The sequence below is a fragment of the Microaerobacter geothermalis genome (assembly GCF_021608135.1).
Taxonomy (GTDB): domain Bacteria; phylum Bacillota; class Bacilli; order DSM-22679; family DSM-22679; genus Microaerobacter; species Microaerobacter geothermalis.
This window is the reverse complement of sequence record NZ_JAKIHL010000018.1, coordinates 25973-38172: the sequence shown is the minus strand read 5'-3', so window position 1 is coordinate 38172 and position 12200 is coordinate 25973. Positions and strand designations below refer to the sequence as shown.

The 12200-nt window shown below is 37.2% G+C and carries 9 protein-coding genes, 1 pseudogene and 1 CRISPR repeat array (1 of these 11 cut by a window edge); all 10 genes and pseudogenes read right to left on the bottom strand.

Going from position 1 to position 12200, the window contains the following annotated elements; genetic code table 11:
• Positions 1 to 1294: a CRISPR direct-repeat array (repeat unit 30 nt; unit sequence GTTTCAATTCCTTATAGGTACGATCAAAAC) (it extends 2193 nt beyond the left edge of the window).
• Between the two features lie 197 nt (positions 1295 to 1491).
• The 10 genes and pseudogenes from cas2 to L1765_RS08500 all read right to left on the bottom strand — a co-directional run bounded on the left by cas2 (position 1492) and on the right by L1765_RS08500 (position 11927).
• Positions 1492 to 1755 carry a CRISPR-associated endonuclease Cas2 gene (cas2, locus tag L1765_RS08545; RefSeq protein WP_236406333.1) on the bottom strand — a complete coding sequence of 88 codons (264 nt, stop codon included), beginning with the start codon at positions 1753 to 1755 and terminating at the stop codon, positions 1492 to 1494.
• Positions 1756 to 1768: 13 nt separating this feature from the next.
• Entirely contained in the window at positions 1769 to 2776 is a 1008-nt protein-coding gene (gene cas1b / locus L1765_RS08540) for a type I-B CRISPR-associated endonuclease Cas1b (protein WP_236406331.1), read from the bottom strand.
• The gene (gene cas4, locus L1765_RS08535; RefSeq protein ID WP_236406330.1) at positions 2773 to 3288 is read right to left on the bottom strand and encodes a CRISPR-associated protein Cas4; all 516 of its coding nucleotides are present in this window, start codon (positions 3286 to 3288) and stop codon (positions 2773 to 2775) included. The genes cas1b and cas4 overlap by 4 nt, the downstream gene beginning before the upstream one ends.
• A gap of 159 nt (positions 3289 to 3447) precedes the next feature.
• Positions 3448 to 5934 (bottom strand): CRISPR-associated helicase Cas3', encoded by a 2487-nt coding sequence (cas3, locus tag L1765_RS08530; protein ID WP_236406329.1) that lies wholly within the window; start codon positions 5932 to 5934, stop codon positions 3448 to 3450.
• A gap of 43 nt (positions 5935 to 5977) precedes the next feature.
• Positions 5978 to 6718: a CRISPR-associated protein Cas5 gene (cas5, locus tag L1765_RS08525; RefSeq protein ID WP_236406327.1), complete on the bottom strand. Its 741-nt coding sequence runs from the start codon at positions 6716 to 6718 to the stop codon at positions 5978 to 5980.
• A gap of 33 nt (positions 6719 to 6751) precedes the next feature.
• Positions 6752 to 7819 carry a CRISPR-associated protein gene (locus L1765_RS08520; protein ID WP_236406326.1) on the bottom strand — a complete coding sequence of 356 codons (1068 nt, stop codon included), beginning with the start codon at positions 7817 to 7819 and terminating at the stop codon, positions 6752 to 6754.
• Between the two features lie 23 nt (positions 7820 to 7842).
• Positions 7843 to 9897 carry a TM1802 family CRISPR-associated protein gene (locus tag L1765_RS08515; protein ID WP_236406325.1) on the bottom strand — a complete coding sequence of 685 codons (2055 nt, stop codon included), beginning with the start codon at positions 9895 to 9897 and terminating at the stop codon, positions 7843 to 7845.
• A gap of 9 nt (positions 9898 to 9906) precedes the next feature.
• On the bottom strand, positions 9907 to 10650 hold the full coding sequence (gene cas6 / locus L1765_RS08510) for a CRISPR-associated endoribonuclease Cas6 (RefSeq protein ID WP_236406324.1): 744 nt from the start codon (positions 10648 to 10650) through the stop codon (positions 9907 to 9909).
• Positions 10651 to 11012: 362 nt separating this feature from the next.
• A pseudogene (locus L1765_RS08505) lies at positions 11013 to 11387 on the bottom strand (RNA-guided endonuclease InsQ/TnpB family protein).
• 138 nt (positions 11388 to 11525) lie between these two features.
• Positions 11526 to 11927: a secondary thiamine-phosphate synthase enzyme YjbQ gene (locus L1765_RS08500; RefSeq protein WP_236406323.1), complete on the bottom strand. Its 402-nt coding sequence runs from the start codon at positions 11925 to 11927 to the stop codon at positions 11526 to 11528.
• Positions 11928 to 12200: the final 273 nt, after the last annotated feature.

Sequence of the window (12200 nt, the reverse complement as noted above, 5' to 3'; positions counted from 1 at the left end):
GTTTCAATTCCTTATAGGTACGATCAAAACACATGAGGCATCAACCTTCCACTGAAAGGAGAAACAGTTTCAATTCCTTATAGGTACGATCAAAACGAGCAGATATGGGTATCTGCTATGTGGCATATCGTGTTTCAATTCCTTATAGGTACGATCAAAACGAAAATGTTTTACCTTCGTCAAGATACGATCGATCGTGGTTTCAATTCCTTATAGGTACGATCAAAACCCGGACATATTCGATTTTATCCGTGTTAAGGAGGATTGTTTCAATTCCTTATAGGTACGATCAAAACTGGATTTTCGCCGATCACTCGCTCGTAATGCTTTTCGAGTTTCAATTCCTTATAGGTACGATCAAAACTCAAAAGCGTAAGGGAGGTGGAATAGTGAAAATAATAGGTTTCAATTCCTTATAGGTACGATCAAAACGCTCTTTTAAATATTTTGTGGCCAAATCTTTTAATCGAGTTTCAATTCCTTATAGGTACGATCAAAACCAAAGAGGAAGCCTAATATACAATCGCTATCCTTTGGTTTCAATTCCTTATAGGTACGATCAAAACTACAATTTTCAAGGGTATCCACAACAAAGCATTCCAGGTTTCAATTCCTTATAGGTACGATCAAAACGGCAATTTATCGTGAACGAAAAGGAAGCAAAGGTCGGTTTCAATTCCTTATAGGTACGATCAAAACTTTTCTTGTCACCAGGATTTTATGCTTCTTTTCCGTGTTTCAATTCCTTATAGGTACGATCAAAACAAATCCTCCTTTTCCCTTTCCTTCATTATAAAGTCAGTTTCAATTCCTTATAGGTACGATCAAAACTTTAGGGAATCTTACTTTTGGAGTTTCGGATACACGTAGTTTCAATTCCTTATAGGTACGATCAAAACGTAGTTTCTTAATCCGTTTTAATGTCCTTACTCCTGGTTTCAATTCCTTATAGGTACGATCAAAACCCCAATGAATTTACCCGTTTCTATTGTGGCGAAAATGTTTCAATTCCTTATAGGTACGATCAAAACTGTGTCTATTGCTATCCAATATGCAGCCAACATATCGTTTCAATTCCTTATAGGTACGATCAAAACCGTATCCTTGACCAACACCTTGGCTGTTATTGTTTTGTTTCAATTCCTTATAGGTACGATCAAAACAGACCTCCAATATATATATTATTACATATTATTATAGTTTCAATTCCTTATAGGTACGATCAAAACTTTGCATTTTTATTCCTCCTTTAGGGTATCCACCAGTTTCAATTCCTTATAGGTACGATCAAAACCCCAAAAGAATCCTGTTCTTATGGTAATTTTACTATATAATTCATCTTACAACAATCACATTTCCCTTAATAATGTTACAATGGAACAATCTCCATTTTTCTTACATTTTCTTGCTACCAGAACGTCTATCTTGAACAATAAAGATGTCGTCGATTCCCTTGGACTACTACGCTATTGGGAGTCGACGACAAGCCCATTATAGGATATTCTCATCTCCGCCTTTTCTCAGGCCGATTTCTTCTCTCTTTGAGTATTTTTGTGTTCGGAAAGTGTAAAATATAACTGAATCTTCGTCAGGATGCATAATTTTAGTTAATTCCATCTTTAATTTGAAGTAATTCGCATCTGAAATTTCTCCTTCTAGCACCGAGTTCTGAACCCAATATAAATATTTCCTTGCGATTTTAAGAGCTTTTGATACCCTTTTCTCATTAAAATCGTAAACTAGGATAACAAACATTCGCATCACCTGCCTACCATAAAGACTGGTAAGGTTCGTAAATTTTTTCATCTAGAATGTGCTTCTGGATTTTATAAATCTCTAATCTTATTAATCTTCGATAGGATACTGATTTTCCAAGGTGTCGGTGATTAACCGTAGTTTTCATACGGTTATCTAGCTCAACAATAAATTTTTTCCTTCCCTCTTCTGACAGCAAAATTCCATCCGTATGTTTGTCGAAATCTTTTTTTGTAATCATTTTTTTGTTTATCAGTGTGAATATTAAACGATCAACCATAATCGGCTTAAAGATTTCCGCCACATCTAAATTTAGAGAAAATCTTCGAAAATTTGTGGCATGTAAATACCCAATTCTTGGGTCTAAATAAGTTTTATAAATTTCACTTAATACCATTGTATAGCAGATGGAATTTCCAAAACTAATTAAGGCATTTAATCTGTTTAATGGAGGTCTTCGCGATCTTTTTTCAAATACAAAATCGGGATGATTCAGAATGTAATCGAATGCCTTGTAATACTTTTCCCTAGCATGCCCCTCAAATGCCATTAACTCCTCTACGCTTTCTCCCCGTTCATTTGCTGTTTCCTTTTCGGATTGAAGTTGAACCAGTATATCTTCTATTTCTCCTTTTCCCTTCTGAAGACGTCCTCGGTAATATTTCAACACTTGGCACATCTGTCTCAATGCCCCCGTAATAAATGATCTCGCCAATAGTATTCTTTTTGTCGTATCGAGATAATGTTCAGCCTGTTTTAAAATTATATGCCCGGCATTTAGATGTTCACGCGGATAAAACGTCCCCATATAATAGCCGTAGCGATTAAAATAATGAAGACAAATTCCCTTCTGAGAAGCGAATTCCAAAAACTTTTTAGAAACATCAACTTCACCAAAAATGTAGATATCTCCAATATCTTCAACCGGAATGTATTTTTTTCTCCCATCCGTTTCAAAATAAAGACTATTGTTTTTCCGTCTGAGTTCACCACTTTGAAAAATGTACAATGTTTTTTTCATTCCGTTCCCTCCGCCCAACAGTATTCGCGATAAGCACAGTTGCTACAGAAGGAGATTTTCTTAGGTGAGGGAGGTACTGGAAGTCGAGCAATCCTTTGAATATCCCCAATGGCTTTGTCCAATTCTTCTTTATCTTGAGCTGTCCATTCGAGGATTTCTTTCTTTTTCTCTTCAGGAAAAAGGAGCTCCCCTTTAGCCTGAATCCCCATATTTCGCAAAGTATCCAAATAATAAAGCAGTTGGAAACGTGCACTCTGTTTATAGCGTGATGACTTTTTTACCTCACCGATGATTAATTGCTCCCCTTCTTTTCGTATCCGATCAACTTTTATATTACCTATCACAACCTCTTTTTTGTTTCGCTGATAAGTATGTTCAGATAAAAACCGGCCAATTTCAATATTGTCATCTTCCTGATCAGGTGCAAGCTGATGAACAATCATCCATACCTCACGGTGACAGATATAGTAATACCAAATGTGCGTTCCTGTTACTTCCATCTCATAATCCATGCATTAGATTCCTCCAGACTAATAAATGATTCCAAAATCCTTATCACTGTATCGAATTACCATATAATACAGGAAGTAGAACAGATGGTTGCCATTCTGTTAACGGATAATTAAACTTCACTGGAATAGATCAAAAACTGGATTGCCATTTATAGACTGTTACAAAACAAATGCCTCTCCTGACTCATCTTTAAAACCTGTTTCCCTGTCGTAATAGCGCCCAACCTCGCTTGGCGGGATCCAAAAAAATTTCGCCTCAACATCATTGCGTGCAGATAAATTTAATGGTCGATTATGAATGATTCGTTTTACTCTAATTTGTACCATATAATTACTCATCTTTGCCAATATTAGATGAAGAAGTGCCTTTCGGTCATAAGGGGATGGCGTATCACCAATCACGTTCAAAATTGAGTCGTCGACTACATGATAAATCGCATTGGGCTTCCAATCGTTCTGCATTAGTTCCTCATAGGCATCGGCAAGCAGCGTAGACTCATGATCATCTTCAAACTCAACAAAGACATCCACTACTTCACCAAGTTTTTCAATTAGTTGGAACTCCTTTAACTTGTCGAAATCTAATCCTACTACACCTTCATTCCATAATGTTCGAGATTCATCGGGAATTCCAGCCTTTATCATCTCTTTATAATAAGACTCTATAATTTTTCTATATTCCGGTTCTAAAATCTGTTTCTTATTTTTTAACAATCGTTTCGTCCGATCTAAATGATGCAACTTGTAGATACGTTGGTGATCTTCTTCCAATTGAACAATATATAGTGGTGAATATTCACCCTTTCGCCCTTCCCGGTTAATTCGCCCCGCTGTTTGTACCAAGGATTCGATCGGAGCAAGATCACGAAATCCAATATCAAAATCAAGATCAACACCTGCTTCAATGGTTTGCGTAGACACCAAGATAACTGGCAGTTTATTCCTAAGTTTCTCTTTAACTGAGAAAATCACTTTTTTTCGATCCTTTGGAACAATATTTGTGGATAAGTAGTGCAAATGTACATCAGGAGAAATATCTCCATTTTCTTTCCTCATTTTTAATAAATGAAAAAGGTCAATACTCCGTTTAACTGTGTTGACAACAATTAGCGCAGATTGCTGCTGATTCCACAAATTTAAAAAAAGAGAAATAAATTGTTCGTTATCGTATCGTTCTTCCAAAAGAGGAACAAATTGTGTTCGATTTAATTTTTGGAAGTAATGCTCATGGTTAGGTAACAATTCAATAGGCTTTTGTTCATTATTTCCTAATAATTGATCTCCCAATTCAAGCAGTTTTGGCTGGGTAGCTGTCATTAGAATAAAGCGGGTTCCATAATAATGAGATAGCTTTCGCAGTAAAGCACCGATTAAGGGCATATATTTATCTGGGATTGCCTGAATCTCGTCTAAAATCACAATACTTCCCGCCAATTTATTAACCTTTTTTAACAATCGATTTTCTCCGCATAATAACGATTGAAAAAGTTGGACAAAAGTGGTGACGATTACATCGGCTTCCCACGACTCCACTTCCATTAATCGTTGATCTAAGGCAATTTCCTCTTCTGCTTTATCATTCCGAACTGAAAAATCAGTTAAACGGTGATGTGTTCTCACCCGTATTTGATCCCCAAATACGTTTTTATAATCACTCTGGGTCTGTTCGATGATGTTAATAAACGGAATTGCTGTAATAATTCGAGGAGTATAGTTTTTGGTCGCGTGAATCCGTTCCTGTAATGCTAAAGCACACTGGAGAGAAGCAAGGGTCTTTCCGATTCCCGTAGGGGCAGTCAAAGTGAAAAAATGCTGTGATTTAAGCACTTCACTCGTGAGTCCGTGGATAACCCCCATTATTTCTTTTCGTGCATTTTCTCTTCGCTCTATAAGCTCAGACGTTTTTTCTGAACCATGTTTATCGCTTAAATAGGCAGAAACTCGATTATACCCAACCCGTTTGATTTCATTCCGGCCTAAGCCGGCTGAATCCCATTTATCCGCATCAATTAGCAGAGAGAAAAGATAGATCAAAGCAAAATACCATTGTACATCTCTTAATCTGCCAACTGACAAATGGTTGGGCATATGTAAAAAGAACCTATTATCTTTTTTCAATTCATCGATCTGTAAAAATTCACAAAATCTATTAAAGTCAATAATTGAAGATAATCCTATGTCCTGATATACCTCTACCCCTTTTGATAATAAATGGTCAGCCTGCTTTTTAAGAACCTCCCACATTTCTTCACGATCAAACAATCTTTTTAAAGTTAAGTGACTATGGTGTAAACGAACCGCCAAATAAAATAAAAATGCCCACGCAAACTTATGTGTTTTCTCTATTGATTCAGGAAGCTGATCTAAAACTAACGGATAAAAGAAACACGCAGAAATATGGGCATGACCTTTCAGCTCAGATATTTTTCCTTCCAACAAATATGTTTGAAAAAAATCAGTGTATTTTCCAAAATCATGGAAAATGCCTTCTAATTGGATCAACTTCTTAAGCTCTTGATTAGAAAGCTCTGGAAAATGGACAGTTGGAGGAATTGCTTCAACCGCCATCTTTGATACTGCATGCAGGTGTTCCGCCAAGGACTGCTTAATGTTCTTCTCCTGACTATAATGTGCATAATAAGACACTACATACACCACCCTAGTAAAGGAACCCACATGATATAGATCCTTATTCCATCCAAGTAATCGCTTGACCATTATTAAGTTTCACATGAGAAGTAACAATTGCTTTGATTGGGTACGGGATGAGGTTGATAATCATATTCCCTTTACCATGTTCGGTAAGACGGCGTCCTTGATCAAATTCCAAAGGCAAATCCTCTTTGACTAAACGATATTCATGCTGTTTATCAACCTCCACTTCCAATCTTTCCACATATTTTGCGGGAATAACGGATTCAACATGTACAGATTCAGGAATATTTTTGTATTCTCCTTCCCATTCACTCTCAAACTTCAACCACCCAAGATGGCAAGCCGTGCCAAGTGCCAATGAGATTCCATAACTTGAAAATCCATATGAAGTCGAGCGAAACAACTGTTCCAATATTTCCATAACCTTAGGATCCTTATGATACACCCAGATATGGTAATCGATGATACCCGTACGAATATTCTGCGGCAAAATCAATTCAGTTGGGGTTTGACTGTGATATTCGTTCGAACCATTAAATTCGTTTGGCCTTTCAATTTTGAGTAGATTCATTTTTTGCATCTGCTTTTTAATAGGTGAACAATTTGCCATCGCGATTTTACATTGATCAAGAGCAAATAGATCATAATATGAATCTCGCTTATATCCTAACAAACCTGCTAGAATCCCTATAATAGTGGTTCTTGGGGGAATCGAATAGGACAGCGCTGAGGAATTGGAATAATAACGGCGAAAGTGCGCCATCTTACCTTGCAATCGAAAGGACAGAAGTTTCATCCCTTAGCCCCCTTATCCATTGTTTATAGGAGCCCATAGATCCACCATTTCATACTTAGGCAAATTTTTTATATGATTCATATCGGCAAACGGATGAACCCAACCAACCACCATGTCTATATAGTCTTTCTTCTTCATTTCCTCTATTGTTTTGGATAATTGGGTGAAATCCACCTGCAAATCATGTAAACCGCGAATTGATTTCTGTTCATCATAAGTTACTGTTAAGAAGCGTCGAAGATCTCCCAAATAACCATCAAATTCCGGTTGATAGATAACCTCTAAATAAAAGAGCGGAGTTTGCCCTTGTTTGCTATCGGTCTGGTTACTCATCATCCCTTGAACCAATGATTTGCGAAATAATTGACGATCCGTTTCCGTCATACCTGTTAATTTGGCACTATATTTATTGATCGTTCCGTAATGAGCGATCAGGGCATAGTAAAGCTTATGCTTTTTCCCAAAGTTAGAAGCATCATCGTTCATAATGGTTGTAATGGTATTGGATTTAACCAATTCCGCCGGATGAAGAGAGTATCCCCATGTAACCTGAACGGGACCAGTATATGTTCGTGTAATTCCCTCTATAGCCATCGCACTTCCAAAAAGGCGAATATCAATTAAGGATTTCTTAATTATATCGGTTAGAAATAAATTGTTAAAATCGGAAATCATTGACTTTTTCTTTCTCACTTTCTCTTTGTCATTTATTAATTTCAAATAGATTTCTTTATAGTTCGTTCCATCCGATTCCGCTAAACTGTTCCATGCTCGAAGCAGTTCCTCGTTTTGTTGAAAGAGCTTCTCAAAAGCTTCTTTGTCTTCCAACCACTGATCCCGAATTGTTTCAAACATCTTATCCATTGGGACTTTTTTGTCGGCTAAAGTATCGACAAAAATGGGATAACCTTTTTGCTTCAGAAAGTCTCGAATATCCCGTTTCCTGCGTACATCGCTGACCAAGACCGTCGACGTTTCATAATCCATCCGGGGCTTATTCTCTTGGTCAGGATCCCCATTCGGATTGGTCATCGTTGCTTCAAAACCAAAGATAAAATCACTATTCTGCGTTAATACCATTTTTAAATCCTCCTCCAATTCTATTATTCATTGCCCTCTTTATTCATTTCTTGCAATGAGATTTCCTCTTCTTTTGACAGATCAGGAGCTTTCGTTCCAACCATATACGAGTAACCTGCCATCATGTAGAATACATTAGCATGATCGCTAAGTGGCCATTTCATTTGAATTGGTCCGTGATAATAATGAAATCGATTCATAAGATTTTCGGCAAAAAGTGTCATTTTATTATACTGCCTTAGCTTCTCTACCACCTCTTCGTAAAGCCGTAAGATACCAATCTGATTCATACCTTGAAATTGAATCTTTTTTAAAATCGGCTTCGTTTTATGTTCTTTAAGATATTGGGCAACTGCAACCCGATGTACCAATGCTCCTAAATAGAATAATGCCTTTGCCTCATCTGTAAATCCTTGACGGCCTAGGAAACTCTCCATCTCTTCAATGCTTTTCTGATATCCTTTTCTTGAATCATCCACATTCATCCTTTCTCCCTCCTCAGCTATATGTAGAAAAAATGGTTTGTTCGGCAAGTTTAGTGCCTGTATCGTTTGCATAAGAACCAGATAACTCATCGTTATTCTCTTAATGTAAAAATCTTCTCTTTTTTGATATTGGTATAGATTGAGGTTTTTATAATTATCCATCTTACTCTTCATTAATTGCCTCAAGCCTTTGTCCAAAGCTTCAGACACATAGGCATAGATGGTTTCCCGATCGATCTGATGCCCGGACAAGATAGCTTTGTATAGTGAAAGAACACGCCCCACATCGATCTGCCCTTTATCTGTTTCCCGGACAGGAACCATGTGGTAGATGCTTCCCAATGATATTCCTTTAACATGGGGTTTAATTAACCTGGAATAGTGTCTAAATAGATCCATCACTTGAATGAAGCGCAATACAGGAACATCTTCAAACGAGTCCAAAACGGTGACAGAATTCCCATCAGTTCTATAGATTATAAAATTTACTACAAATTGATTTTGTTCCATCCAACTGGCATCTGCTTCTACCGCATTAAACCACTCATTCGCATCGCTACTGTGAAATGCAAAATCCATTTGGTCTTTGATTTTTCCTAAAGAATCATAATCAAAAGACTCCATTACCCCCTCTGGAAGAATAAAGGCGCTTTCTCGAGCAATTGTACCCCGAAACCGTTGTTCTACCACCTTTTCTCCAGCCAATAAATCCTGGTAACATTTCCTGCACAATGAATAAGCATCATCATAATCAGCACCTTTAGGGTAATAGCGGGAGGAATTAATCGTTGTAGTAGTAAAAATCTTATTAATCCCCGCACGACTAAATTTGGTTGAATATTGACTTGAGACATCACCTTTTCTTTGTTGACAGAGATAACACACACGTTCTCCCTGAGCAGAACTCTCTTCCTCTTTGTTGGTTGATACTAAATTATTTAATTTCATGACAAATTGTATGTAGTCTGGATGCTGCGAAAGAATAATTTCCTCTTCACCTCTACGAATTTGAGGAATGAGGAGGATAAAGCGGTTAAATTTGTTCTCATTTCCTTGAACCCAACGAATAAACGACTCATATTTATATTCTTTGCCGTCTATGATCAGGCTCTTATTCTTTTTTTTCAATTCTACCGAAGTTACATCAGAAGAAGGAAAACGAATTCGATTGAGAGAAAGAGTTCCATTCCCTTTTTTAGAACCCAATGTGATTAGCGAGTGCTCTTGAAGTTCAAGAATGAATTGGCTAAGTTGAGATTCTTCCATACCTTGTTGCTTTAACGCTAAGTAGAGATCATTCCAGACACTTGTCAACAAATAGTGAAGTGAATCGACTTCTCTAACGAGATAACTTTGGAGGGCTGCGGCAGAGTTATTCCCGAAATATTGAAACTCTGTCGGTTGTAATTCATTATAGGGTAAAGGCTGTTCAAAATATATCTGATCATGATTCAGATCAAAAGTCATAAAGAGAATATAGGGTTGCTCATTCTCTTTCAACTTCACCTTTGGCCTTTTTACTAATTTCTCCAATGGTTGTTGGTTTTTCTGCTGCTTAGAACCGATATAGGCCGTAATTTGTGGCAAATTCATTTTCCCACCTCACTTTTCAGGAATCGTTTGAATCAATCCAAATCCCATCGAATTTTTACTACCTATCCCCGCATCTATGGCTGTCTGCAATAAACAAGGATCCCCTTTCAATATAAACCTCCCGCTATAACCTTTGATCACGATTCCTTTGTATAAGACCACTTCTCGTCGATACCTTCCGTAACAATGAATATCGATTCCCGACACATCAATGTCTTCTCCATATAGCAGACGAGCCTTTCGCATTAAATTCTCACTGACTATTCGTTTAAACTCCTTATCCCCTGGAGAGTAATACAATGTGTACTTTTTCCCGTCACCCCGAACGAACGTTGAATAGGCCACTATTGGAGATTGCGTCACAACTGTGATTTCTTCTTTCGTTACTTTCGGTTGCAACATTTCCAGCTTATCTACCTCTAATCTGTTTTGACCTATTTGAATCCCTTCAGATAATAATAGTTGAGCGGTATCTTGCATAAATTGAGAGATTGGTGAAGAGATGATTAGCTGTACCGGATTGGAAAATCGTATCCATTTTTGTTCCTTATTAATTTGAAAAGAACCAATAATCCTTGAAAATACAAAAAGGGGAAATCTTCGTTTATCGATCATATAGCCAGTTGAGTGTAAAAAAGAAGCAAAATCAGGACTTAGGCTACGATAAATTGCCGATTGAATCAAATAATTGTAGTGGAGAGGCAGAACAATATGAGTTGATGATGGATTGATAAGCGTTAATGTAAATTGCATTTGGTAACATTTTCTCCTTTTATTAAGACTAGTAAATCGCAAAAGTCCATAACACTTATTGAAAACAAAATGTATCCTTAATTTCAAATCTGATTGTATATTTCACAGATCAGTTGTCTTACGGAAGAATTTATTTTTAACATCAAATACACATACATAATTCTCCAAAAAATGAGGAATCTCCTTCCATTTTATTTAAATTTTTTTCCTTTTTTTACTTCTATAAATCACGGATTACAAAAAAAGGGGATCCCCTTAAAATCAACAAGAGAATTTGCCCCCTTCAATTAAACAGATTATTTATTATTTTTCCGATTACCAATCTCTTTCTTTTCTCTTTCTTTGCCCATTTATTTACTTACTTACTCCATGACTAAAGTTGACGCCCACACGGGGTCTCTTCGTTCAATGTTAAGGGAAGCATTGTAGTCCCTGTCCATCGCAGTATTGCACGATTCACAGATGTAAGTTCGCAAGTGTAAAGGCATAAGTTAACGACTACCGCAAGCAGAGCATTCTTGACTCGATGGGTAGAAACGCTCTACTTGAACCAATGTCTTGTTTGCCCAACTTGCTTTATACGCAATCATATTTTTAAACATGCTCCATCCCGCATCAGCAATCGACTTGCCTAATTTACGATTTTTGACCATGCCTTTCTCATGCAAGTCTTCCATACAGATGATATCGTGGTTTTTGACAATCATCGTACTGACTTGGTGTAAAAAGTCATGTATTCCGCTAATCCTTTAAAGAAGTTCTTAAACGCTTTATTTAAATTTCGCAAATTTGAACAATTCAATAGCTGAAATGCTTTTTAGTGTTCGCACAATATCCGTTGGTGCGACAGTAGGTTTTGCAGATAACCACAATTGTTAACCCTTCATCACCTTGACAAAAAAAGTTCTTTCCCTTGGTCCGTCAAATTCACAAAAGTAAATTCCCTGCCATCTTCCCAATAGAAGCCTCCCCTTCTGGATCAGAACAGTTTGTGAACTTCCCACCATACTTGCCTTCATATGGGCGGCAGAGTTCCCTTCGAAGTGACGATATTTTTCATGCTTCCAAGGAAAGATTTCATCCCACCTCATCAGTAAATCGTGAACCACATCTGGATCTGCGTTTTCATTGATCGTAATCCCGGCAGTCGTATGGGGACAATAAACAATGGCCAATCCTTCCTCCACCTCTACCCGGTAAACAATTTCCTTTACTTGATTGGTGATTTCAATCATTTCGTCACGTTTGGATGAAGCAATTCTAAATTGATGAATCATTTTTGGACACTCCTCTTTATCTATAGAAAACATTTGTAAAATAAGCTTTCTCCAAAAAATTCGTAACAATTTATGAAATTCCTCCTGTCTTACAACGAGTATTCCTGCATGAATTAACTGTTCTTCCAGATACCTGACCTGATAGATCCGATGTTGGATATCATGATTAGGAAGGCATTCCTTCGTTTGAACCTCTCATGACTGAAGTCACGAGATTCCTGGGCTGAACCTCCAACGAGTGTTCATATCTCCACATGCGTAACTTCGGGTAGT

Excerpts from the sequence above, each read along its gene's own strand:
- cas2 (WP_236406333.1), bottom strand. The coding sequence starts at position 1,755 with ATGTTTGTTATCCTAGTTTACGATTTTAATGAGAAAAGGGTATCAAAA.
- cas1b (WP_236406331.1), bottom strand. The coding sequence starts at position 2,776 with ATGAAAAAAACATTGTACATTTTTCAAAGTGGTGAACTCAGACGGAAA.
- cas4 (WP_236406330.1), bottom strand. The coding sequence starts at position 3,288 with ATGGATTATGAGATGGAAGTAACAGGAACGCACATTTGGTATTACTAT.
- L1765_RS08520 (WP_236406326.1), bottom strand. The coding sequence starts at position 7,819 with ATGGTATTAACGCAGAATAGTGATTTTATCTTTGGTTTTGAAGCAACG.
- L1765_RS08515 (WP_236406325.1), bottom strand. The coding sequence starts at position 9,897 with ATGAATTTGCCACAAATTACGGCCTATATCGGTTCTAAGCAGCAGAAA.
- cas6 (WP_236406324.1), bottom strand. The coding sequence starts at position 10,650 with ATGCAATTTACATTAACGCTTATCAATCCATCATCAACTCATATTGTT.
- L1765_RS08500 (WP_236406323.1), bottom strand. The coding sequence starts at position 11,927 with ATGATTCATCAATTTAGAATTGCTTCATCCAAACGTGACGAAATGATT.